Below are 21,519 nucleotides of genomic sequence, written 5' to 3' on the forward strand. Positions count from 1 at the left end.
CCGCCTACGGCATTTCCCAGCAGACCGACAGCAATGCCCAGCGTGGCGCCCAGGTGGTAAGCGAGACGGTGCAGACCATGCAGCGCATCGCACAGGAGATGACCTCGGCCTCCGAGGGTATCGAGGCCCTTGGCAAACAGTCAGTGTTGATCAGCACCATGGTCCAGACCATCGGCGGCATCGCCCAGCAGACCAACCTGCTGGCGCTCAATGCGGCTATCGAAGCCGCGCGGGCAGGTGAACAGGGACGTGGTTTCGCAGTCGTGGCCGACGAGGTGCGGCAGCTTGCCAGCCGTACCAGCAAGGCCACCGAGGAAATCGTCGGCGTGGTGCAGGACAACCAGAAACTGGTGGATACCGCCGTGCGCGATATGGCTAGCAGCCGCACCCAGGCCGAAGCCGGCGTGCAACTGGCCAATCAGGCTGGCGATGTGATCGTGGAAATCCGTCAGGGTGCCAAGCAGGTACTCGGCGCCGTGGAGCGCTTCTCGCGGCAGTTGCACTAAACCTGCACTGCCCGCAGCTGCGGACGCTCCAGAGGTACTCTGAGGCCCTTGTCGTGTTCGTCGAGCACCTTTCTGACGATGCGCATCACCGCGACGTTGGCGTCCTCCATGATGGCCAGATTGTCCAAGGTCTCCTGCAGGCGTCCTTCGGCAAATGCATTGATGGCCTGGGCGCCGCACTGGTGAACCTGTTCATGCGGCTGTTCGATCTGGCGGAACTCGCGATTGCCCTGCAGTGCCGCGTTGCCGTCGCCGTAGTACCAGCGGCCGAACAGACACTGCTCCTCGCTGGGCAGCTCGCGGGCGTCGCCTTTACCGCTGAGAATCGCCTGGTATACCGAGGCCTTGAGCGATAGTTCGGCGAGGTTGGCCAACTCGATGCCCGAACGGAAGAACGATTGGCCAATTTCATGGTGCATGCGCTGCGCCTGTCCGTGAACGCTGAGCATGGCGCCGCTGGCATCGGTGGTCATGGCATGAAAATGGCCGGCGCTGCCTGCGTGATGCTGGATTTCCTGTTGGGCTGCGTGAATGACGTTCTGGATGTCTGCCGTCTCTCGGACGATATCCTGTGTAGCGCTGGCGGTTTTTTCCGCCAGATCGCGGATCTCGCCGGCGACCACGGCAAAACCACGACCGGATTCCCCCGCGCGTGCTGCCTCTATGGCGGCATTGAGTGCCAGCAGATTGGTCTGGCTGGCGATGCTACCGATCAGCCCCACGATACGGTCGATTTCGCTGGCGCGTTTGACCAGTTCGGAGATGCGCTGATTGAGGCTGGCAAGACCATCCTCCATACGTTGGGACTCTTCCTGCAACTGGCTGAACTTGAGCTTGTTCTGGATCGCCGCATTGGCCACATCCTGGGCGCGACGGTTGTTTTCATCCAGGCGTGCATTGAGATAGCTGAAGGAGTCGCCAACATGCTCGATGGACTGGCCGAACTTGAGCAGGTTGCCCGCCAGTCCCTGGTAAAAACTCAGATCGTCCTGCAGGCGAGTGTCGTCATGATGGGTCTGCAGCGCATCACGCAGCAGTTGGGTCTGCTGCTCGTTGTCGACGAGGCGGGCGAGCAAGGCATGGTAGTCGGCTTCGAGGCTACGATGGCGTTTGGCGCTGACGAAAAGCATGGCGGTATCCGGCACGAGAGTAAGAGGTCGCAGGGGACTTTTCAGGTTTCGTGCCAGGCGCTGATCGGTTAGAAATCAATGACTTGGTGTTGCGCTGTCGTTATGACCTGGTGTCACTTTGATATATCGCGGTCATTATGACCCGAAATGCCCCGCCTCACGCCACGGCGGGGCGACGTCTCAATGAGCGTAGCCGGTCGGCTTGCTGCGGATGGTCTTGAGCAGGTCGTCCGGGCTGATGTGGCCGACCACCTGGGTGGCAGCGCTGCCCGGTTGTGGCAGGTCGAGAATGTGCCCCTTCATCTTGCCCACCACGTGCATCTCGCAGGGTTTGCAGTCGAACTTCAGGGTCAGCACCTCGTCGCCGTGCACCAGTTGCATCGGCGCCACCTTGGTACGCACGCCGGTGACGCCCTTGGCCTGTTTCGGGCACAGGTTGAAGGAGAAGCGCAGGCAGTGCTTGGTGATCATCACCGGCACTTCGCCTTCTTCTTCGTGGGCCTCGTAGGCGGCGTCGATCAGCTGCACGCCGTGGCGGTGGTAGAAGTCGCGGGCCTTCTGGTTGTAGACGTTGGCCAGGAACGACAGGTGCGAGTCCGGGTACACCGGCGCCGGGTCGGTCTCGGCCTTGCGGCTGCCGCGCGGGTGAGCGGCGATGCGCGCTTCGGTCAGTTGCTCGATGGCCTCGCGGCGCAGCGCCTTGAGCTGCGAGTTGGGCACGAAGAACGCCTGCGGCGCATCGAGGCTGACGCCCTGCGCGTGGTAAATGGTGGTGCCGAGCTGAGTGAGCAGATCACGCAGGCCGTCGAGCGCCTGTTCCGGCTTGTTGGCCGGGCCGAACGGGCCGGGCAGGGCGACATCGACGCGGATACCTTCCTCACTGGTGGCGCTCAGCTTGAGCTGCTCCTCGCGCAGCTCGGCCTGCCAGCTGACGCCGATGCGGCGCTCGGCGCTGGTTTTCTGCAGCGCCTGCTGCCAGTTGTGGTCGAGGTTGCGCGACAGCGGATGGTTGGGGCGCAGACGGAACAGGCCCTCGGGCATCTCGTTGGGCTCGACGCGGTAGCGGTAGCGCTTCTCACCGTCTTCCTCGAACTCGCCTTTGAGCTCGGCGATGTTGGCGCGGAAGCCCACCACTTCGCGCTTGACCAGCACGTTGAGGCCGTCGCCGTTGGACAGCGGCTCAGCGGTAACGGCGATCAGGTCGCGCTTGTTAACTTTCTCAACGTGACCAACAGACAGCCCGGTAAAGGTCGGCGAGTCGAAGGCGCCGATGTCCACCTTGCGCTCGCTGACGAAGTAGTCGGTGCTGCCACGGTGGAAGGTCTTGTCCGGATCGGGCAGGAAGAAGTGCGCGGTACGGCCGCTGGAGGCGCGGGCCAGGTCCGGGCGGTCTTCGAGGATGGCGTCGAGTTCCTTGCGGTAGTGGGCGGTGATGTTCTTCACGTAGCCCATGTCCTTGTAGCGGCCCTCGATCTTGAACGAGCGCACGCCGGCCTCGACCAGCGCGCGCAGGTTGGCGCTCTGGTTGTTGTCCTTCATCGACAGCAGGTGTTTCTCAAAGGCGATCACCCCGCCGTTTTCATCTTTGAGGGTGTACGGCAGGCGGCAGGCCTGCGAGCAGTCGCCACGGTTGGCGCTGCGCCCGGTCTGCGCGTGGGAGATGTTGCACTGGCCGGAGAAGGCCACGCACAGCGCGCCGTGGATGAAGAATTCGATGGCCGCGTCGGTGGCATCGGCAATCTGGCGGATTTCCTGCAGGTTCAGCTCGCGCGCCAGCACCAGCTGGGAGAAGCCGGCCTGATCGAGGAACTGCGCGCGCTTGAGCGTGCGGATGTCGGTCTGGGTACTGGCGTGCAGCTCGATGGGCGGAATATCCAGCTCCATCACCCCCATGTCCTGCACGATCAGCGCATCGACACCGGCGTCGTAGAGCTGGTGGATCAGCGTGCGCACCTGCTCCAGCTCGTCGTCGTGGAAGATGGTGTTGAGCGTGGTGAACACCCGCGCGTGGTAGCGCCGGGCAAACTCCACCAGCTTGGCGATCTCGCTCACTTCGTTGCAGGCGTTGTGCCGCGCGCCGAAGCTCGGGCCGCCGATGTAGATGGCGTCCGCGCCATGCAGGATGGCCTCGCGGGCGATCTCGACATCGCGGGCAGGGCTGAGCAGTTCCAGGTGGTGTTTGGGCAAGGACATGGTAATTTCTTTTATCAGGCAAAGAGGGGCTTGCAAGCGTCGCGAGCGATGGTCAGGCAAGGCGAAATCGGCCGAGAAAGCGCAGTGTACGAGTCGTACATGAGCATTTTGAGGTTGATTTCAACGCAGCATGACCGAGCGCAGTAGCTTGCAGCACCTCTGGGGCACGGGTAAGGGGCTATTGTACCGGCGCCGGGCGCCTTCGGCATCCGCCAGCTATCAGCGATAGAACGCCGACGGCGCTACGCCGAACTGGCGGCGGAAGGCGGCGGCGAAGGCGCTCTGGCTGTCGTAGCCGTGCTGCAGCGCCACCTGCAGCACTGGCAGGCCCTGCGCCAGGGCCTCCAGCGACAGCAGCAGGCGCGCCTGCTGGCGCCAGCGGCCGAAGGTGATGCCGGTGCTGCGCTGAAAATGGCGGTGGAAGGTCTTGCTGCTCATCGCCAGTTGCGCCGCCCAGTGCTCGGCCGGTTCGGTCTGCGCCGGGTTGTCCGCCAGGCTCTGGCAGACGCGGGCGATACGCGCATCGTCCGGCCAGGGCAGGTGCAGCGGCAGTACCGCCAGGCTGCTCAGTTCATCCAGGAGAAAACGCATCAGCCGGCCATCGCGGCTGTCGGCCGGGTACTGCGCCGGCACCAGGGTGGCGGCCTGGATCAGCTCGCGCAGCAGCGGGCTGACGTCGATCACGCAGTTGCCCGTAGGCAGCCCCGGCGCGGCGTCCGGATTGACGAACAGGCTGCGCACGCGGGTCACCCCGCGCATGTGCAGGGCGTGTTCGCAGCCGGCCTGCAGCCACACGCCACGGGTCGGCGGGGTGACCCAGCGGCCGGCCGGGGTATCCACCACCAGCACGCCTTCGATGGCGTAGATCAGCTGCGCGCGCGGGTGGCTGTGCGCCGGCACGCGGTGGCCGCTGGGGTAGTCGATGGCCACGCCGGTGACCGGCATGGCCAGGGATTCGTAGGGCAGTTCGGTGTGATCGACCATGGCGGGCTGCGCGGCTGGAGGGTGAGCCAGCCTAGCGATGCGGCGGCAGGTTGTCCATTTCGCGACAGTGATCGGCCATTTGGCGTGAGGTGGACGGCGGCTGGCGCACTAAGCTGGCCTCTCATTTCGGGAGACGCCGCCATGCTCGTCCTTGCCAACCTGCTACTAGCCCTGAGCCTCGGCCGGGGTCCGACCCGGTGCGTGACTGTCACGCGCCGCTGATCTCCCCCTGATCCCGGCCTCGGACAGCCTGCAGCGCAGGCAGGGGAGATCGCGTTTTTTCCGCTCCCTATCGAGGCTTTGTCATGTTGCGCAATCCGCACACCAAGTACCGCGCGTTTCCCCCTGTCGATCTGCCTGACCGCCGCTGGCCGCAGCAGCGTTTGCAGCAGGCGCCCACCTGGCTTTCCACCGACCTGCGCGATGGCAACCAGGCGCTGTTCGAACCGATGAACCGCGAGCGCAAGCTGCGCCTGTTCGGCGAGCTGGTGCGGCTGGGCTTCAAGGAAATCGAGGTGGGCTTTCCCGCTGCCTCGCGTACCGACTTCGACATCATCCGCCAGCTGATCGACGAAGGTGGCATCCCCGACGACGTCACGCCGATGGTGATGACCCAACTGCGCGCAGATCTCATCGAGCAGACCGTGCAGGCCGTGGCCGGTGCACGGCGGGTGATCGTGCACCTGTACAACGCCATCGCCCCGGTATGGCGCGAGGTGGTGTTCAAGCTCTCGGTGGATGAGGTCGAGGCGCTGGTGGTGCGGCATATCCAGCTGTTCAAGGCGCTGAGCGCCGCGCACCCAGAGACCGAATGGGTGCTGCAGTACTCGCCGGAAACCTTCTGCATGGCCGAGCTGGAGGTATCGCTGCGCATCTGCAACGCCGCCATCGCGGCCTGGGATGCCGGCCCCGGGCGGCCGGTCATCATCAACCTGCCGACCACCGTCGAGGTCAGCACCGCCAACGTCTTCGCCGACCAGATCGAGTGGATGCACCGGCGCCTGGACCGCCGCGAGCACGTGGTGCTCTCGGTGCACCCGCACAACGACCGTGGCACCGGCGTGGCCTGCGCCGAGCAGGCGCTGCTGGCCGGTGCGCAGAGGGTCGAGGGCTGCCTGTTCGGCAACGGCGAGCGCAGTGGCAACCTCGATCTGGTGACCCTGGCGCTGAACCTCTACACCCAGGGCATCGACCCGGGGCTGGATTTCTCCGACATCGCCGGGGTGGCGCGGGTGGCCGAGGCCTGCACCGGGCTGCCGATTCATCCGCGTCATCCTTACGTTGGCGATCTGGTGTTCACGGCCTTTTCCGGCTCGCACCAGGACGCCATCGCCAAGGGCTTCGCCGCGCAGGACCCCGATGGCCTGTGGCAGGTGCCGTACCTGCCGATCGACCCGCAGGATCTGGGCCGCACTTACGACAGCATCGTGCGGGTCAACAGCCAGTCCGGCAAAGGCGGCATCGCCTACCTGCTGCAGCGTGACCACGGCGTGCAGATGCCGCGCCGCCAGCAGGTGGAGTTCAGCGCCCTCGTGCAGAAGCAGGCCGACAGCAGCGAGACCGAGCTGTCCAGCGCCGAACTCTGGCAGCTGTATCAGCAGACCTATCTGGCGCCAGCGCAACCGGGCGGTGCGCTGGTCTACTGCGGCCATCGCCTGCAGGATGAAGGCGAGCGGCAACTGATCGAGCTGGAGATCGAAGTGGCCGGCCGCCGTCTGCATCTGCGTGGCGAGGGTAACGGCCCGCTGGCCGCCGCCGTGGCTGCACTCGGCTTGCCGCTGCGTATCGACGACTACCAGGAGCACAGCCTGGGCGGCGGCAGCGAGGCTTGTGCGCTGGCGCTAGTGGAGGTCAGCTGGCCGGGCCAGGCCGGCTCGCGCTTCGGTGCCGGGCGTGATGGCAACCTCGTGCGCGCCTCGTTGCAGGCGCTGCTGGCGGCGGTGTCGCGCTTTGCGCCGGCACTGAGCCAGCTGCACAGCCGCTGCGATTGACGTACAGGCCTGGCCGCCTGGCGGTCAGGCTGTTTAGCGCCTGTCATCTGTGGGACAGTAACGCCCTTTTTCAGGGGAGACGTGGTGATGAACAGCAGAGGGTTGGAGAAGCTCGATCAGTGGCTGCTCAAGTACGGCAACGATGACTCGATCCTGTCCGCCAGCGAGCTGGATGGTTATTTCGCCGCCATCGTCTCCGGCCCGCGCCAGGTTGCGCCGGCTGTCTGGTACGCGGCGATCTGGGCTGACCAACCGCCGCAGTGGCCGAGCGACAAGGATGGCGAGCGTTTCATGAAGCTGGCTGTCGAGCTGATGAGTGAAGCAGCCTACATGCTCAGTGAGGAGCCGGACGATTACGAGGCAATCTTCCTGGCTGACGATAACGGCAAGGGCGAGAAGCTGATCGTCTCCGAATGGTGTGCGGGCTATCTGCGCGGCGCGGTGGTGGCCGGCTGGTTGGAAGAATCACTGCCTGAATCGGTGGCGGCAGCCCTGGCGCTGATCACCTTGCACGGCGATGAAAGCGGTAGTGCGGCGCTAAAAGCCATGTCCGACGCCGAATACGATGCCAGCACGGCGATGCTCGAACCGGCTGCTGTCGAACTTTACGACTATTGGCAGCAGAACCTGCAGCCTGTGCTGCCGGTCCGCCGCGACGATGCCAAGGTCGGTCGCAACGACCCTTGCACCTGCGGCAGCGGCAAGAAGTACAAGCAGTGCTGCATGCGCTGACTTCATCCTTGCAAAGTCCGGCCGGCTTGGGGCAGAAGCCCTGCCGACCGGGGACTGCAGTCGCGCTGCGCAGCTGTGCCGGTATTTAACCGAGCAACTCGGCAAACGCCTTGTCCGCTTCCAGAACCGCTGGTAGTGCTTCGAACAACGTGTCCAGATCGACGTCCTCGAACAATGGGCCTTCCAGGCTCTGCTGCGCCTGTTCGCTGACGCCATCCATCTCGATGGTTTCCGCCACGGTCACCGCCTGAGCCACCAGGCGTGCGTAGCGGTTGTCGCCGGGGGATTGGGTCGGGCGAGCCTGGTAGGCGATAGCGTGCTGGATCAGCTCCGGCAGTTGCCAACGTCGGGCCAGCTCTGCGCCGACCTCGGGGTAGCCAAAGCCCAGTTGCAGGGTCTCCTCCGCAGCATGCGCAGCCGCTTCGCGCTTCGGATGACGATTCATGCGCCGGGCGAAGTCCGGTGCGCCCGTCTGAATCAACAGTTCGCCGATGTTGTGCATCATGCCGCAGGTGAAGGCCGCGTCGGTGTCCATCTTCAACTGCTTGGCCATGCAGCGAGCGATGCTGGCGACGCGGAAGCTGCGAATCCAGAACCCCTTCAGGTCGAAACCTGTATCGACCTTGAAAGCGCCGGTCATGGCTGAAGCCAATACCAGGGTACGCAGGGTGTTGAAGCCCAGGCGCATGGCGGCGTCCTCGACGCTGACCGCTTCACGTGCGCCACGAAAACGCGGTGAGTTGGCCAGGCGCAGCACCTTGGCGGCGATCACCGGATCGCGCTCGATGTTGCGGGCGACGCTCTCCAGGCTGGAGGAGGGGTTATCGAACTGTTGAATAAGTTCCTGCGCAACTTTCGGAATACTGGGCAGGCTGTGCAGTTGGGCGAAGAGGCTTTCTATATCCATGGTGGCTCCGAAAGAGACGGGCGCGACTCTGGCGCTCGGTGAGAAAGTGCTCTTTCAGCATAGTCGCGCCTATCCTGGCGGCCAGTCTCTCAACCGCTTGTTAGAGCCTTATTCGACGCTTTCGTGCTTTCGCATGGCTTGAACCAGGCCCCGGCCGCATAGTGGGCGGGGCTTCGGGATATGTCGTTACTGACGTGGCGCTTCGCTGGTTTCGCTCGCAGCAGACCAAATGCGGTAGCGCACCTCGACATCCTGCGGTGCGTAGATCACCAGCGGCAGTTTGCTGTTGTAGCGCACCAGGTGCGGCTCGCCGCCGACGCGGACGAAGGCTTTCTTGCGGCTGCCGACCGGGCACGCCATCAGCGTGCTGACGGTTGGGCCGATCTGGCTCAGTTCGTAATAGCTGTAGCCCCAGCCTTGCACGGTCTTTTCCTGCCATTGGCCACTTATTCGCTGCAGGTTGCAGTCTACTTCCAGAGTTTTTCCGGCGATGATCTCAACCTTGTGCTCGGCCTCGTCGGTCTGCGCCGGCAGTTCGATCACATGGCGGTGGTAGCCTTCGCTGGCGGCGGGGTAGGGCTTGAGCGCATCAGGCGTGGCTGCGCAAGCAGCGAGAGGCAGTGTGCAGGCGAGGGTGAGCAACGAGAGCTTTCTTCGAGTCATGATGATTCCTTGCTGAAAGGCCTTGTGAGCCGTCCGTTATAGAGGAGCCGCCAGGTCGGCGGAGCAACACTGACTCCTTGAAATAGGCCAGGTTCCTGCGTACCGTAAATGCTATCAGGGGACGGCTGCGGGTTTGAGTTCGGCGGGCAGGGCTTGCTGCAGATAGTCTGCGAACAGCCGTACCTTGGGCGTCAGCTCGTAGCGATTGCGCACGCACAGGTAGTAATCCAGCGGGGCGCTGGTCGCGCGGCTGCGTGTTGGGGTGGCTGATGAGAACAACTCGACCAACTCGCCGCTAGCCAGGTGCGGATCCGCGACGAAGGAGGCCAGCCGGGTGATGCCGCCGCCTGCCAGGGCGCATTGGGCGAGGGCATCGATGTCGTTGCTGCTCATGCCGGCGTTGACCTGGGCATCGAAATGCACGCCGTCGCGAACGAAGCCCCAACGCAGAAAGCGGCCATCGGTCGCAAAGCGGAACAGCAGGCAGTCATGATCGCGCAACTGCTCGGGCTCGCTCGGGCGACCGGCGCGTTGCAGGTAGGCCGGGGCGGCGCAGAAACGGGTTTGCGCTGTGGCGATACGTCGGGCGACCAGGCCGCTCTGCAGTTGCTGCTCGATGTGGATGCTGACGTCGACGCCTTCCTGAATATGGTCGACGGTGTTGTCGGTGGTCAGCAGTTCACAGCGTATGCGCGGGTAGCGCGCCATGAAGCCGGGGATCAGCGGCGCCAGCACGTGTCGGCCGAAGGCCGCACTGGCGGCGATGCGCAATTGGCCGCGCGGTTCATCCTGCAGGTCGGCGACGTCGGCACGGGCCAATTCCAGTTCCTGAAGCACCGCTTGCACGCGCTCGAAGTACAGCGCGCCGGCGTCGGTAAGCGCCAGGCTGCGGGTGGTGCGGGTGAGCAGGCGGATACCCAGGCTTTGTTCTAGGCGGGCGATGTTCTGGCTCGCCGCTGCAGCGCTGATACCCAGCAGGCGCGCGCCGGCAGCGATGCTGCCGCTTTCCACCGCTTTGACGAAACTCTCCAGGCCGCGCAGGGTGTCTGTGCTTTTGCTTTGCAATGTCGGCCTCAGTCGTAAGTTGAACTTGATACTCAACTTACCTTCCGGCCTCTACCGGAGCAATCGTCCAGATCGTTAGAGTGCGGGCACATTCAATGATGAGGAAGTCAGAACATGTCCGATCTCGACGTCACGGCGGCGCCTGCTCGCAGCTGGAAACTCCCTGCTCGAGCCATGCCGGTGGCCTTCGCCTTCTTCATGTCGGGGATCATGGCGATGCTCATGTCGCTGGTGATAACCGCTGCAAATCGAGGGCTCGGCGACGGTTATCTGCAGGCGGTGCTGAGTGCCTACAGCCTGGCCATGCCGGTAGCTTTCTGCTGTGTGATGCTGGTGCGGCCGATCGTGATCAAGCTGGTGAGCCTGACCGTACGCGCTCCGTGAAAGACTGCACACGGGGAAGGAGGGTGGCCTGCTCTCGCGCTATGCAAATGCGCTCAGGCCCGTCGGCGAGTGTCTTGCGCGACACCCACCGAGGCGAGGGGGATCAGGCGAAAACGAAGTACTTGCGTACGGTTTCGACAACTTCCCAGGTGCCTTTCATGCCAGGTTCGACCACGAAGATGTCGCCGGCTTTCAGGTGGATCGGCTCCATGCCGTCCGGGGTAATGATGCAGTAGCCTTCCTGGAAGTGGCAGTACTCCCACTTCACGTACTCGACGCGCCATTTGCCGGGGGTGCAGATCCAGGTGCCCATGATCTTGCTGCCGTCATCCGAGTTGTAAGCATTGAGGTTGACGGTGTGCGGGTCACCTTCGATGCGTTCCCACTTGCAGGCATCGACGACAGGCATCGGCTGGGTATCGCGCAGGACAGTAATCGGTGGGTTGGCCATGGAACGCTCCGGTGTATGGTCAAAGGGCGTTCACCATAGAGGGGGAGCGAGGTGGTCAGTTGCCTGTGGTCGACATGGGGCTGTTCATTCGCGCAGTGTGCGGAAGTTTCTGCGCGCAAAAAAACCAAGGCCGGCTTATCGGGCCGGCCTTGCGGTATTGCATTTGCCATCGAGTCATACGAGGTTCTCGATCAGTTCATTGAAGGTGCATCAGGCAACGCGGTTTTCGATCAGACGATCGGAGCCACCTTCGGCGACACGATTTTCGATCAAGCGATCGGAGCCACCTTCGGCGACACGATTTTCGATCAAGCGATCGGAGCCACCTTCAGCGACGCGGTTTTCGATCAGGCGATCAGAACCACCTTCGGCAACGCGGTTTTCGATCAGGCGGTCAGAACCACCTTCGGCAACGCGGTTTTCGATCAGGCGATCAGAGCCACCTTCGGCAACGCGGTTTTCGATCAGACGGTCAGAGCCACCTTCGGCAACGCGGTTTTCGATCAGACGATCAGAGCCACCTTCGGCGACGCGATTTTCGATCAGACGGTCAGAGCCACCTTCGGCGACGCGGTTTTCGATCAGACGATCAGAGCCACCTTCGGCAACGCGATTTTCGATCAGACGATCAGAACCACCTTCGGCGATACGGCTTTCGATCAGGCGATCAGAGCCACCTTCGGCAACGCGGTTTTCGATCAAACGGTCAGAGCCACCTTCGGCGACGCGGTTTTCGATCAGGCGGTCAGAACCACCTTCGGCGATACGGCTTTCGATCAGGCGATCAGAACCGCCTTCAGCGACTGCAGGTTGGACGGAAGAAGCGGCGAATACGTTGGCTGCCAGTACGGAGAGAGCGAAGCTGAGGATGAGTTGGCGTTTCATGATGTCGTGCTCCAGGGGGGTGCGGTTGGGTATGGAGCAAATGGTACGCACTGGATTTTTTCAGAGAACTTCATTGGCATGATGGTAAACATCGATGCCAATGATGCTTGCTGTAAGCCCCGGAATATAAGGGCTGTAGCGAGATGGAGAGGCGTGTCAGGCGGGGTGGACCACGGCCGTTTTGGCCGTGATCCCATGGATCATTTGACGAAAGTGGCGCCGCGAGTGTTCACGTACAGGGAGTAGATCGAGTGGCTGCTGGCCATGAACAGACGGTTGCCCTGGGTACCGCCAAAGCACAGGTTGGCGCAACGTTCCGGCAGGTAGACATGGCCGATGGCCTTGCCCTCGGTGTTGAACACCCTTACGCCGTCCAGCTCTTCCGGTTTGCCCTTGGGTGAACCGTTGCTGCCCCAACCACACCAGAGATTGCCGGCTTCATCGCATTTGATGCCGTCCAGCGCGCCGGTGGCGCCGCCATCGATGTGCTTGCGGCGCTGACCCAGAGTCCCGTCGGCATTCACGCTGTAGGCCCACACCAGGCGATTGGGCTTGGCACGTCCTTCGACCACGTACAGCGCCTTCTCGTCCGGGGAGAAGCACAGGCCGTTGGGGCCGGCGAGGTCATCGATCACGCGGGTGACCTTAAGCGTCTGACCGTCGATGCGGTAGACGCCATGCGGCAATTCGATCTGTACCTTGTGCCCTTCGTATTCGTTGCCGGCCTGGAAGGGAGGGTCGGTGAACCACACGGAGCCATCGCGCTTGACCACGATGTCATTCGGCGAGTTGAAGCGCTTGCCTTCGAAATTGTCGGCCAGCACGGTGATGCTGCCGTCATGCTCGGTGCGGGTGATGCGTCGGCCCAGATCCTGATTGGTCGAGCCTTCGCAGGCGATCAGGCGGCCTTCGTTATCGCGGGTCAGACCGTTGGAATAGTTCGAGGACTCGCGGTAAACGCCCAGCGACTGGCTGATTTCGTCCCAGCGCATGATGCGGTTGTTGGGAATATCGCTGACCAGCAGATAGCGGCCGTCGCCAACCCACACCGGCCCTTCGGCCCAGCGCAGGCCGGTGGCGACCTTTTCCACGCTGGCATTGAACAGGCGCAGATCCAGGAAGCTGTCGTCGAGGATTTCCACCGAAGGGTCGGGGTAGCGCAGGTTCAGCGGTTCGCCGGCATGAGCCAGCTGTGGCAGTAGCGAGCCGACGCCTGCGGCTGCCACTGAGTAGGCGAGAGACTGCTTGAGAAATTGACGGCGCGAGCCGTCAGGACGTTGTTCGTCATTCATCGTCAGGTTCCTTGTTGTTCTTGTTGATCGCAAGTGCGACTCGTGAAACTTATACGATGTATGATGACTTTGAAAATGCTGTAATCAGAATTTACCCCGGCTAATCCTCGGGAGGCTTGAATTAAAGCGCATCAGCCAGCCTGAGAGAGTGCTGGCTTATATCTGGTTGTGTGATGACTGTATGCGGCATACCGCTGCAACGGCAGCCATATGCCTAAGGCTGATCAGATAAGCCCCCAGATCGCTTTTACGCAGGAGCCCCGCCCCTGGGCGAAGCGCTTCGAGTCCGCGTCGTACGGGTTTGCGGCGGGGCACCACTCCTACAGTTTTGGTGCATTGAGGCTTAACTGACTGGCATATGCCTGCATGTCACAACTGCGTGGCGAAGCTCTCGACTGCCCTGACCACGCGCTGCGTGGCATCCTGAATCTCCTCGATCACCTGTCCCGCCTGGCTGGACAGCTCGAGGCCTCGCTCGGCCTGGGCCTTGCCGCGATCGATGATCTCCACGGCGCGCTCGGCCAGTTGCTGGTTCTGCCCGACCACCGAGGTGATCTCCACGGTTGCCGCACTGGTGCGAGAGGCCAACTGGCGAACCTCATCGGCCACCACCGCAAAGCCGCGACCCTGTTCGCCGGCACGGGCGGCCTCGATGGCGGCGTTCAGGGCCAGCAGGTTGGTCTGGTCGGCGATGCTGCTGATGTTCTTGACGATGGAGCCGATCAGTTGGGATTGCTTGTCCAGTGCCTCGATACCTTGCACCGCCTCCTGCATGCGCGAAGCCAGCTCGTTCATGGCGTCGAGCATCTGTTGCACCACCTCGGCGCCATTGCGGGCGCTGCTGTCGGTGCCCTTGGAGGTTTCGAAGGCAATACCGGCGGCCTGGGCAACAGCTTCCTCGCGCTGCACCTGATCGGTAATCACCGTGGCGAATTTCACCACCTTGTACAGCCGGTCATGGGCGTCGGTAATGGGGTTGTAGGAGGCTTCCAGCCACACGTCGCGGCCGTGGCTGTCCAGGCGTTTGAAACGATCAACGACATATTCGCCACGGCGCAGCTTTTCCCAGAAGTGGGCGTAGGCGGGTGAATTGACCTCGCTCGGCTCGCAAAAGATGCGGTGATGCTTGCCCTGGATCTGCTGCAGGCTGTAGCCCATGGCATCGAGAAAGCGCTGGTTGGCCGTCAGCACTTCACCCTCGAGGTTGAATTCGATCACCGCGGTGGAGCGCTGCAAGGCCTTGATCAGGTTCTCGTGCTCGCGCGAGGATTCGATGGTGCGGGTCAGGTCGCTGGCATGGATGGCAAAGAAACGTATACGCCCGCCGCTGTCCAGCACCGGCTGCAGGATCGAGCGCAGCCAGGCCTCCTCACCGTTGCCACGTAGCAGGCGGATCACCCCGGCGAGGTGTTCGCCGCGCTCCAGCGCCTGGCGGACGCGATGGTGGAAGTCGAGATTACGCACATGTTCGGGGATCAGCTTCAGCACGTGCTCGCCTCGCAGGCGATCCGCGGTGTAGCCCATCTCCTTGAGGAAGTTGTCGTTGGTTCGCTCGATGCGTCCTTGCGGGTCGAGGATCATTACCAGCATCTCCTCTTCCAGGCTGGCACGCACCTGTTCCACGGAAGAAAGATCTTCGCGCAATGTCTGCAACTCTTGCTTCAGTCGTCCGTTGAACATGAGAACCATCTCGCTGAAAGTTGACGCCACTGTTTCGGCTGCAAACACCGGGAGTTTAGTTTTGTGCCTAGAGCATAGATTCGTGTGCGCGGCTTGCAGCAGATCATCAGTGTTGGTGAGTGGACGCGCAGCTGATTGTCACGCAGCAACTGGCGTGCCAGAGCGCTTGCGCTGTTCTGCGAGAAATTCTGTATGGGCCGATGCTTAAAGCCGCTTCGGCTGAGCTATGATGCGCGCCCCCGATACCCGGTCCTCCCCTCAGGTCATCATGTCCGGCAATGCTCTCTACACCGACCTGTCGGGTTATTACGACCTGATGTGCGCGGATATCGACTACGCAGCGCAGAGCCATTGCGTGCAGCGCCTGCACCAGCTGTTTGGTAATGGCGGCAAGCGTCACCTCGATCTGGCCTGCGGCACGGGCCCGCACGTACGCCATTTTCTCGATGCCGGTTACGCCAGCGGCGGCCTGGACATCAACCAGCCCATGCTCGACCACGCCGCTCTGCGCTGCCCCGAGGCGCACTTCGCCCAACAGGACATGTGCACCTTTCAGGTCGACGAGCCGCTGGATCTGATCACCTGTTTTCTCTATTCCATTCACTACAGCGCCAGCATCGAACGGCTGAGAGCCTGCATCGCCAGCGTGCATGCGGCCCTGGCCGTGGGGGGCGTGTTCTGCTTCAACGCGGTGGACAAGCAGCGCATCGACAACGCCTCGTTCGTCTCGCACAGCGCTCGCCACGGCGATAGCCAGCTGCGTTTCAGCTCCGGCTGGTACTACCGTGGCGAGGGTGAGCAACAGCTGTTGCGTCTGCGTATCGAGCGCAGCCAGGAGACGCAGACCGAGGTCTGGCACGACGAGCACCTGATGGTGGCGGTGAGCTTCGCCGAACTGCAGGCGCTGCTGGCACCGTACTTCGAGGTGCAGGTGCTCGAGCACGACTACCAGCGGCTGCTGCCGTGGGATGGCGACTCCGGCAACGCGCTGTTCGCCTGCAGCAAGCGCTGAGCGACACGCGCTCAGGCCGGCTGTGCAGCAGGTTCAGCCTGCAGTGAGCGTTGCAGCTCGCTCACCAGCGCATCGACCCTGTCCAGCGCCTGGGCAACCGATGCGGCCAGCAGTTCGCCGCCGACCTCCTGGCCCTCGATGGCGATCTGGTGCACCTGAGTGAGGCCGATGAAGCCGAGCGCGGTGATCAGGTTGGGCTCCAGATGGTTCATGTGCGCCATCTCGCCGCCGGCATCGAAGCCGATGCCGCCGCGCGCCGTGAGGATCACCACATGGCGCGGTCGGTCGGCCAGCATGGGCACATAAGGATCAAGCGGGTTGCTCTCATCCACCGCCACAGTGCGACCGGGGCGTACCACCTGGTCGATCCACGCCTTGAGCGCTGCCGGCATGCCGAAGTTGTACAGCGGTGTGCCGATCACCAGCACATCCGCGGCGATCAGTTCATCCACCAGTCGATCGCTTTCGGCGAGGGTGTCGCGCATCCAGGGCTCGCGCTTGGCCTGCGGGGTGAAGGACGAGGCGATCCAGTCATGGCTGATGATCGAAGGTGGGTTCTGGCCGATATCGCGGTAGGTGATCGCGTCCTGCGGGCGGCGTGCTTGCCACAGGCTGACGAAGCGCTGGCTGAGATTACGGCTGTGCGAGCCGTGCTCATCCTTGCCGGCAAGGCCGGGGCGGGCACTGGCGTCAAGGTGCAGGATATGGGTCATGTCGAGTCTCCTGGTTGAATTTGAATTCATCTGTGATTAACCGCAGACTCAGGCTAATTTCAGCCCTGATTGGCGACAAACGATCATTGTTTTGCTCTACAGATGAGGAAAATTCAGCCATGAGCCGACGCCGACTGCCTTCGCTCTCTGCCCTGCGGGCATTCGAGGCCGCTGCCCGTCACGAGAGTGCCAAGCTGGCGGCCGAAGAGCTTTCCGTCACCGCGACAGCGGTCAGTCACCAGATCCGGGCGCTGGAAGAGTCCCTTGGTGTGGCGTTGTTTCTGCGCAGGCCGCGTCAGCTGGAATTGACGGCCGCCGGGCGGGAGCTGCAACAGGTGCTGGAAAGCGCCTTCGACAGCATCGGTGCCACGGTCGAACGGCTCAGTGCCATGCCTTGTCGGCAGGCCATCACCCTCAGCACCACGCCAGCCGTGGCGGTGCGCTGGTTGTTGTCCTGGGTGTGCATGCTGCGCGACACCCACCCGGATATCGATCTGCGCATTCATGCTTCGCACGAGCCGGTGGCGCTGGACGGTGTCACCGCCGATATCGCCATCCGCTACGGCGACGGCCGCTGGCCGGGGCTGGTGGCCGAGAAGCTGTTCGATAACACCTTCATTCCGGCCTGCAGTCCCTTGCTCGATCTGCACGATGCTGCCGAGTTGCCCAGGCATTCGCTGATTCACTTTCGCAACCAGGCGGCGATCTCCTCGCCGATGGATTGGACCGTCTGGCAGAAGCAGGCGCAGGTGCCGGGGCTGGATGTTGGCGCCGGGCTGGTGTTTTCTGACGAGACCCACGCCGTTTCCGCCGCCGTTGGCGCCCAGGGCGTGGCGCTGATGAGCCGGCAACTGATCGAGGACGAGCTACGCGAGGGCCGGCTGGTGCAGCCCTTCGGGCCGGAGTTGCAAGGTAAACCGTTCTTTCTGGTGTATCCGGAAAATCGGCGCAACGACCCGACCATTCTCGCGGTGCGGGAGTGGATTCTGACGGTGCCGGGTGGATTGTGTACGTTGTAGCGGCCAGCCGGTACGGCGACGGTTCAGACCGCCACAGGCTGGCGCACGCGCAAGGTCAGGCCGGCATGCACCGCCAGGGTGGCGATTACCAGCGCGCCGCCATAGAGCGTCGCACTGGCTGGCGTTTCCTGAAGGAAGTACCAGACCCACAGCGTGCCCAGCACGCTTTCCAGCAGATAGAACAGTGCCACTTCGGCGGAGGGCAGATAGCGGGTCGCGTTGCTGATCAGCAGTGTAGCCAGCGGCATCTGCACCAGCCCCATGATCGCCAGTGCCCAGTAGCTCGATGCTGCCAGCTCGAAGGGCTCGGCGTTGGGCCAGGCGATCAGCGCGGCCACCAGCCCGCCAAGAGCGATCAGCGGCATGCGCTCCACGGCGGGGTGGCGGCGCAACAGCGTCAGGTTGCCGCCCACGGCTGCCGCCGACAGCAGGGCGTAGCCATTGCCGGCCAGGTCGGTGGCGGTAAAGGCGCCGGCGAATACCAGCATGATCCCCAGTGCCGCCACGCCGATTGCCAGCCAGGTGCGCAGCGCCACCTGTTCGCCGAGGAAGAAGCGCGTGAACAGCGCCGCGAACAACGGCGCCGTGCAGAGAATGACCACCACGTTGGCGACCTGGGTATGGATGATCGCCAGCACGAAGAAGATCGAGATCAACGCCAGCAGCAAGGCTGAGCTGGCACTCAGTAGCGGATTGGCCATGACGCTGGTGCGACTACGGGCCGACAGCGAGAACACGCCCAGCGCCAGAAACATCAGCAAACCGCGCCAGAACACGATGCTCCAGCCATCGGCCTGGGCCAGGCGCACCAGCAGGCCGTCGAAGCTGAGTATGGCGATACCGCTGGTGACGAGAAGCAGACCGCGAGCTGAATCCTTCATCCTTGTGTCCTCGACGTGCCGCTGATGGGCATCTTGTTTTTGCCGGGCTGCCTCGAAATGGTGCACAGCCAGACGCTGCGTCGATGATGGACGTGGTTTCTGCAGCAGACCTGCCCAGAAACGTCTCGGGAGCTGCGTTTAGCGACCTGGCGCTGGCGTTATGAGCAATCCGCTGACAACGCCGTTTGCTCAGTGCAGCGCGCGCGAGGGCAGGCGCTCGTCGACCAGTTGCTGAGCCTGCAGAGCGAGCGCGTCGAGGTGTGCGTCGCGCTGTTTTTCCGCCTGCTGCATGGCGCGCTGGCCGTGCTGCTTGAGCAGGTAGGCGTGAATCTGCCGCACCTCGGTGGAGGCGAACACCGGAGCCAGGTCGGCGACCGCGACCATGCCGCTGGAGCTGTAGTCACGGCTGTTCATCAGCACCTGCGCGCCTTGTGCGGCCAGCACCTGCAAGCCCAGAGTTTCGAACAGCGGCACCTTGTCTGCCGCGCAGGCCAGCTGCAGATGCGGGCGATGTGCCAACACGCGTTGCAATAGCGCCCGGCCGATGCCCTTGCGGCGATACCCGGCATCCACCGCCAGGTAGGCAAGGGTACAGGCGGCAGCATCGTCCGGGCTGGGCAGGTACAGGGCAAAACCCAGCACGCGGGCCGGGTCTTCATCGTCCAGCGCCAGGAGCAACTGCACCGGGCCTTCGGCCTCACCGTTCATGGTCTGCAGGTGCAGATGCACCTCGTAGCCGATCACGTACTGGTACAGCTGATACAGCGGGTTACTCGGCAGCAGCGGCACCGCACTGACGTCAGCGAAGTAATCCACCACCATCTGCAGCACCTGGCTCTTCAGGGACTCGGGCGGCGGGCTGCTAAGGTGGGAGAGGGTGAACATCGGCCGGCGGCTCCGCTGAAAAAGGCGTGGCCGGGGATTGTAACCTGTGGGCTGCGCTCGTGATCCGTCTCCGGCCCACAGGGGCGTTGCTGCGGTACGTTTTTGCCGCTACCCGGTCGGCAGCGATTCGCCACCTGTCCGGTCATCCACCCGCGTGTTATTGCGTCCGCCGCGCTTGGACTGATAGAGCGCGGTGTCGCCTTGTTCGATCAGCGCCGCCAGGCTGGCCGGTGGTCGATCGAACAGCGTGGCGCCGATGCTCAGAGTGACGGCCTGCGGCGTGGCCAAGGCTTGCGCCGCCATGTGGTTGAAGCGTTGGCGCAGCGCATCGCCCAACGCCACGACGCGCTCATGCGATGCATCACTCATCAGAATCACGAACTCGTCGCCACCCAGACGAGCTGTGAGCGCACGCTCCGGCAGCAGCGCGCGCAGCATCTCACCAAGGGCGATCAGCAGACGGTCCCCTGCGACGTGGCCATGGAGATCGTTGGCCTGCTTGAAGTTGTCGATGTCGATCAGCAGAAGGGCGCCAGGGCGAGCGGGCGAGGTTTCCTTCAGCAGGTTGCCGGCTCTTGCCTCCAGCGCACGGCGGTTGTACAGCGCGGTCAGCGGATCGCGTGCGGCCAGGCGCTCGATGCGCTTCTCGCGGCGCCAACGCACGGTGCCGGTCATCGACAGGGCAATCAGCATCAGCGCCATGGCGCCTTCTACCAACGACACCTGGATGATCACGCCACGAAAGGCGCTCAGGTCTATCAGCGTGCCGGGAATCACGGCGGTCATTGCCTTGGCCGCATAGAACAGGCCGTGCATCAGCAATACATAGCGCAGCTGAACGGCGCCCACGCTCAATGACCTGCCATGCGGTCGCAGCAGGGCGCTGGCCTTGAGGGTGACCAGGGCGACCAGCATCGAGTTGGTGAACAGCATGACCCTGGACCACAGCGGCCCCTCCGGCAGGAGCAGCATCGCCAGCCAGGCGACGAAGATCAGATACCACGCCCGTGAAAAACGCGCCTCGGTGAAACGGGCCACGCCCAGCAGGAACAGCCAATGGGCCGTGACCAGCAGACCATTGGCGAACCAGATGCCGATCAGGATCAGGCCGCTACCGCGCAGCAGGGCAAGCGTCGAGCCGATGGCGATGGTCGCGAAGCCTCCGCTCCAGAACAGCAAGGGTGACTCCCTTACGTTACGCCACTCAACCGCCAGGTACAGCGCAGCGGCCACGGCGAGGGCGACGGTGAGGGTCAGCATGGTTGGGGCGTCGAACGCCATGTTCTGCAGGGCCTGTATGGTGCGATGACGAGAGCGCGGTGGACATTACGTCGATGGTCGGTTTGCGCGCAGAGTTTAAGGGGTAGGGATGATTTTCCAAGAGCTGGCGGTCGGGCACCGCTGGCGCTGGACCCTTATCCGTAGATTGATCATTGCCGACACGCGGCGTCATCAACTCCAGTGCTGCATCCGGGCCTGGAGCGTCTCGGGTAACATGGCGTGCCCTGAAAACCGACCCGGAAGCACCCCATGCCATCGCCGAAACGCAAACACTCAGGCATCGAGCGCGAGCTGATTCGCAGCCTGACCACTGCCTGCGAAACCGCCAAAAGCGAAATCGTCGGTTTCCAGTGGCTGACCCATGAGGTGGACTACGAACAGTTTCCGCAGAGCCTGGTGGTGACCTGGATGTTCGATAGCGAGGCGAGCAGGGCGCGGGCGCTCGCCAGCGGCGACAAGGCGAGAATGCAGGCGCTGACTCAGGCCGCTTTCGATGAGGTGGGTATCAGCGTTTCCACTATCGCCAGCCATGTCGCGTTTTCGGTCGAGCAAGCGACTGGAGGCAAGCGTGGCCAAGGACATTGAGAACCCCTGCGTGTCGCTCTGCCAGCTCAACAGCGAGCTGTGCGTCAGCTGCGGGCGCACGCGTGAGGAGATCCGCAAGTGGCGGGGCATGAAGCGCCCCGAGAAGATGGCCACTGTGCAGAAGGCGGCGGCGCGGATGAAGGCGATCGCCAGGAAGAAAAGCAAAGGCCAGCAAGCCGGGCCGGAATGATCTGCGATCCAATGGCCACCGATAGCTACCACGCTCCAGCGTGGTAGCCAGCTCGCGACGCGCTGCGGCGCCTACGGGGTATGGGGCTGG

General features: G+C 63.3%; 21 protein-coding genes and 3 pseudogenes. 8 read left to right on the forward strand and 16 right to left on the reverse strand.

Annotated elements, in window-relative coordinates:
* Positions 1-74: 74 nt before the first annotated feature.
* Positions 75-506, forward strand: a pseudogene (locus ACJRW5_RS07330) (methyl-accepting chemotaxis protein); the annotation flags it as partial.
* Here the strand turns inward: ACJRW5_RS07330 and ACJRW5_RS07335 are convergent.
* From ACJRW5_RS07335 to ACJRW5_RS07350, 4 genes and pseudogenes are all read right to left on the reverse strand, one after another.
* Complete coding sequence (locus ACJRW5_RS07335; RefSeq protein WP_484569932.1) at positions 503-979, reverse strand: CZB domain-containing protein; 477 nt, start codon at positions 977-979, stop codon at positions 503-505. The pseudogene ACJRW5_RS07330 and the gene ACJRW5_RS07335 overlap by 4 nt on opposite strands.
* A pseudogene (locus tag ACJRW5_RS07340) lies at positions 971-1,636 on the reverse strand (methyl-accepting chemotaxis protein); the annotation flags it as partial. The pseudogene ACJRW5_RS07340 and the gene ACJRW5_RS07335, both read right to left, overlap by 9 nt.
* Positions 1,637-1,816: 180 nt before the next feature.
* The gene (locus ACJRW5_RS07345; RefSeq protein WP_484569869.1) at positions 1,817-3,829 is read right to left on the reverse strand and encodes a peptidase U32 family protein; all 2,013 of its coding nucleotides are present in this window, start codon (positions 3,827-3,829) and stop codon (positions 1,817-1,819) included.
* Positions 3,830-4,048: 219 nt separating this feature from the next.
* Positions 4,049-4,813, reverse strand: coding sequence for an AraC family transcriptional regulator (locus ACJRW5_RS07350; RefSeq protein ID WP_484569870.1), 765 nt, complete (start codon positions 4,811-4,813; stop codon positions 4,049-4,051).
* A 305-nt stretch (positions 4,814-5,118) separates the two neighbouring features.
* Here ACJRW5_RS07350 and ACJRW5_RS07355 point away from each other — a divergent pair, with 305 nt between their 5' ends.
* Together ACJRW5_RS07355 and ACJRW5_RS07360 are read left to right on the forward strand one after the other, a co-directional pair.
* Positions 5,119-6,804, forward strand: coding sequence for a 2-isopropylmalate synthase (locus ACJRW5_RS07355; protein WP_484569871.1), 1,686 nt, complete (start codon positions 5,119-5,121; stop codon positions 6,802-6,804).
* Between the two features lie 87 nt (positions 6,805-6,891).
* Complete coding sequence (locus tag ACJRW5_RS07360) at positions 6,892-7,536, forward strand: YecA/YgfB family protein (protein WP_484569872.1); 645 nt, start codon at positions 6,892-6,894, stop codon at positions 7,534-7,536.
* Positions 7,537-7,621: 85 nt separating this feature from the next.
* On the opposite strand, the gene ACJRW5_RS07365 is transcribed toward ACJRW5_RS07360, so the two are convergent.
* The 3 genes from ACJRW5_RS07365 to ACJRW5_RS07375 all read right to left on the reverse strand — a co-directional run bounded on the left by ACJRW5_RS07365 (position 7,622) and on the right by ACJRW5_RS07375 (position 10,171).
* Positions 7,622-8,443, reverse strand: a complete 822-nt coding sequence (locus tag ACJRW5_RS07365; RefSeq protein ID WP_484569873.1) for an HDOD domain-containing protein — start codon at positions 8,441-8,443, stop codon at positions 7,622-7,624.
* Between the two features lie 186 nt (positions 8,444-8,629).
* Positions 8,630-9,106 carry a serine protease inhibitor ecotin gene (eco, locus tag ACJRW5_RS07370; protein ID WP_484569874.1) on the reverse strand — a complete coding sequence of 159 codons (477 nt, stop codon included), beginning with the start codon at positions 9,104-9,106 and terminating at the stop codon, positions 8,630-8,632.
* A gap of 114 nt (positions 9,107-9,220) precedes the next feature.
* Positions 9,221-10,171 (reverse strand): LysR family transcriptional regulator, encoded by a 951-nt coding sequence (locus tag ACJRW5_RS07375; RefSeq protein WP_484569875.1) that lies wholly within the window; start codon positions 10,169-10,171, stop codon positions 9,221-9,223.
* 114 nt (positions 10,172-10,285) lie between these two features.
* Between ACJRW5_RS07375 and ACJRW5_RS07380 the strand changes: the two genes are divergently transcribed.
* The gene (locus ACJRW5_RS07380) at positions 10,286-10,555 is read left to right on the forward strand and encodes a DUF2798 domain-containing protein (RefSeq protein WP_484569876.1); all 270 of its coding nucleotides are present in this window, start codon (positions 10,286-10,288) and stop codon (positions 10,553-10,555) included.
* A 103-nt stretch (positions 10,556-10,658) separates the two neighbouring features.
* Here ACJRW5_RS07380 and ACJRW5_RS07385 read toward each other — a convergent pair whose 3' ends face one another.
* The 5 genes and pseudogenes from ACJRW5_RS07385 to ACJRW5_RS07405 all read right to left on the reverse strand — a co-directional run.
* Entirely contained in the window at positions 10,659-11,006 is a 348-nt protein-coding gene (locus ACJRW5_RS07385) for a cupin domain-containing protein (RefSeq protein WP_484569877.1), read from the reverse strand.
* Positions 11,007-11,216: 210 nt separating this feature from the next.
* On the reverse strand, positions 11,217-11,891 hold the full coding sequence (locus ACJRW5_RS07390; RefSeq protein WP_484569878.1) for a phage infection protein: 675 nt from the start codon (positions 11,889-11,891) through the stop codon (positions 11,217-11,219).
* Positions 11,892-12,091: 200 nt separating this feature from the next.
* Positions 12,092-13,183, reverse strand: a complete 1,092-nt coding sequence (locus ACJRW5_RS07395; RefSeq protein WP_484569879.1) for an SMP-30/gluconolactonase/LRE family protein — start codon at positions 13,181-13,183, stop codon at positions 12,092-12,094.
* Positions 13,184-13,552: 369 nt separating this feature from the next.
* The gene (locus ACJRW5_RS07400) at positions 13,553-13,990 is read right to left on the reverse strand and encodes a methyl-accepting chemotaxis protein (RefSeq protein WP_484569933.1); all 438 of its coding nucleotides are present in this window, start codon (positions 13,988-13,990) and stop codon (positions 13,553-13,555) included.
* Between the two features lie 96 nt (positions 13,991-14,086).
* A pseudogene (locus ACJRW5_RS07405) lies at positions 14,087-14,872 on the reverse strand (PAS domain-containing protein); the annotation flags it as partial.
* A 259-nt stretch (positions 14,873-15,131) separates the two neighbouring features.
* Between ACJRW5_RS07405 and ACJRW5_RS07410 the strand changes: the two are divergent.
* Complete coding sequence (locus ACJRW5_RS07410; protein WP_484569880.1) at positions 15,132-15,875, forward strand: class I SAM-dependent DNA methyltransferase; 744 nt, start codon at positions 15,132-15,134, stop codon at positions 15,873-15,875.
* An 11-nt stretch (positions 15,876-15,886) separates the two neighbouring features.
* On the opposite strand, the gene ACJRW5_RS07415 is transcribed toward ACJRW5_RS07410, so the two are convergent.
* Positions 15,887-16,588 carry an FMN-dependent NADH-azoreductase gene (locus ACJRW5_RS07415; RefSeq protein ID WP_484569881.1) on the reverse strand — a complete coding sequence of 234 codons (702 nt, stop codon included), beginning with the start codon at positions 16,586-16,588 and terminating at the stop codon, positions 15,887-15,889.
* A gap of 119 nt (positions 16,589-16,707) precedes the next feature.
* Here ACJRW5_RS07415 and ACJRW5_RS07420 point away from each other — a divergent pair, with 119 nt between their 5' ends.
* On the forward strand, positions 16,708-17,607 hold the full coding sequence (locus ACJRW5_RS07420; protein WP_484569882.1) for a LysR substrate-binding domain-containing protein: 900 nt from the start codon (positions 16,708-16,710) through the stop codon (positions 17,605-17,607).
* A gap of 23 nt (positions 17,608-17,630) precedes the next feature.
* Here the strand turns inward: ACJRW5_RS07420 and ACJRW5_RS07425 are convergent, their stop codons facing one another.
* From ACJRW5_RS07425 to ACJRW5_RS07435, 3 genes are all read right to left on the reverse strand, one after another.
* Positions 17,631-18,488, reverse strand: a complete 858-nt coding sequence (locus tag ACJRW5_RS07425; protein ID WP_484569883.1) for a DMT family transporter — start codon at positions 18,486-18,488, stop codon at positions 17,631-17,633.
* 189 nt (positions 18,489-18,677) lie between these two features.
* The gene (locus tag ACJRW5_RS07430) at positions 18,678-19,373 is read right to left on the reverse strand and encodes a GNAT family N-acetyltransferase (RefSeq protein WP_484569884.1); all 696 of its coding nucleotides are present in this window, start codon (positions 19,371-19,373) and stop codon (positions 18,678-18,680) included.
* A 108-nt stretch (positions 19,374-19,481) separates the two neighbouring features.
* Entirely contained in the window at positions 19,482-20,654 is a 1,173-nt protein-coding gene (locus tag ACJRW5_RS07435) for a GGDEF domain-containing protein (protein ID WP_484569885.1), read from the reverse strand.
* A 249-nt stretch (positions 20,655-20,903) separates the two neighbouring features.
* On the opposite strand from ACJRW5_RS07435, the gene ACJRW5_RS07440 reads away from it, so the two are divergent.
* Together ACJRW5_RS07440 and ACJRW5_RS07445 are read left to right on the forward strand one after the other, a co-directional pair.
* Positions 20,904-21,239, forward strand: coding sequence for a hypothetical protein (locus tag ACJRW5_RS07440; RefSeq protein WP_484569886.1), 336 nt, complete (start codon positions 20,904-20,906; stop codon positions 21,237-21,239).
* Positions 21,223-21,429, forward strand: a complete 207-nt coding sequence (locus ACJRW5_RS07445; protein WP_484569887.1) for a DUF1289 domain-containing protein — start codon at positions 21,223-21,225, stop codon at positions 21,427-21,429. Before ACJRW5_RS07440 ends, ACJRW5_RS07445 begins: the two co-directional genes overlap by 17 nt.
* Positions 21,430-21,519 lie beyond the last annotated feature (90 nt).

The organism is Pseudomonas pichavaramensis (genome assembly GCF_050473265.1).
Lineage (GTDB): Bacteria > Pseudomonadota > Gammaproteobacteria > Pseudomonadales > Pseudomonadaceae > Aquipseudomonas.

Excerpts from the sequence above, each read along its gene's own strand:
- ACJRW5_RS07425 (WP_484569883.1), bottom strand. The coding sequence starts at position 18,488 with ATGAAGGATTCAGCTCGCGGTCTGCTTCTCGTCACCAGCGGTATCGCC.
- ACJRW5_RS07400 (WP_484569933.1), bottom strand. The coding sequence starts at position 13,990 with ATGCTCGACGCCATGAACGAGCTGGCTTCGCGCATGCAGGAGGCGGTG.
- ACJRW5_RS07415 (WP_484569881.1), bottom strand. The coding sequence starts at position 16,588 with ATGACCCATATCCTGCACCTTGACGCCAGTGCCCGCCCCGGCCTTGCC.
- ACJRW5_RS07355 (WP_484569871.1), top strand. The coding sequence starts at position 5,119 with ATGTTGCGCAATCCGCACACCAAGTACCGCGCGTTTCCCCCTGTCGAT.
- ACJRW5_RS07390 (WP_484569878.1), bottom strand. The coding sequence starts at position 11,891 with ATGAAACGCCAACTCATCCTCAGCTTCGCTCTCTCCGTACTGGCAGCC.
- ACJRW5_RS07440 (WP_484569886.1), top strand. The coding sequence starts at position 20,904 with ATGCCATCGCCGAAACGCAAACACTCAGGCATCGAGCGCGAGCTGATT.
- ACJRW5_RS07365 (WP_484569873.1), bottom strand. The coding sequence starts at position 8,443 with ATGGATATAGAAAGCCTCTTCGCCCAACTGCACAGCCTGCCCAGTATT.
- ACJRW5_RS07360 (WP_484569872.1), top strand. The coding sequence starts at position 6,892 with ATGAACAGCAGAGGGTTGGAGAAGCTCGATCAGTGGCTGCTCAAGTAC.
- ACJRW5_RS07420 (WP_484569882.1), top strand. The coding sequence starts at position 16,708 with ATGAGCCGACGCCGACTGCCTTCGCTCTCTGCCCTGCGGGCATTCGAG.
- ACJRW5_RS07380 (WP_484569876.1), top strand. The coding sequence starts at position 10,286 with ATGTCCGATCTCGACGTCACGGCGGCGCCTGCTCGCAGCTGGAAACTC.
- ACJRW5_RS07335 (WP_484569932.1), bottom strand. The coding sequence starts at position 979 with ATGACCACCGATGCCAGCGGCGCCATGCTCAGCGTTCACGGACAGGCG.
- ACJRW5_RS07395 (WP_484569879.1), bottom strand. The coding sequence starts at position 13,183 with ATGAATGACGAACAACGTCCTGACGGCTCGCGCCGTCAATTTCTCAAG.
- eco (WP_484569874.1), bottom strand. The coding sequence starts at position 9,106 with ATGACTCGAAGAAAGCTCTCGTTGCTCACCCTCGCCTGCACACTGCCT.
- ACJRW5_RS07410 (WP_484569880.1), top strand. The coding sequence starts at position 15,132 with ATGTCCGGCAATGCTCTCTACACCGACCTGTCGGGTTATTACGACCTG.
- ACJRW5_RS07345 (WP_484569869.1), bottom strand. The coding sequence starts at position 3,829 with ATGTCCTTGCCCAAACACCACCTGGAACTGCTCAGCCCTGCCCGCGAT.
- ACJRW5_RS07350 (WP_484569870.1), bottom strand. The coding sequence starts at position 4,813 with ATGGTCGATCACACCGAACTGCCCTACGAATCCCTGGCCATGCCGGTC.
- ACJRW5_RS07430 (WP_484569884.1), bottom strand. The coding sequence starts at position 19,373 with ATGTTCACCCTCTCCCACCTTAGCAGCCCGCCGCCCGAGTCCCTGAAG.
- ACJRW5_RS07435 (WP_484569885.1), bottom strand. The coding sequence starts at position 20,654 with ATGGCGTTCGACGCCCCAACCATGCTGACCCTCACCGTCGCCCTCGCC.
- ACJRW5_RS07385 (WP_484569877.1), bottom strand. The coding sequence starts at position 11,006 with ATGGCCAACCCACCGATTACTGTCCTGCGCGATACCCAGCCGATGCCT.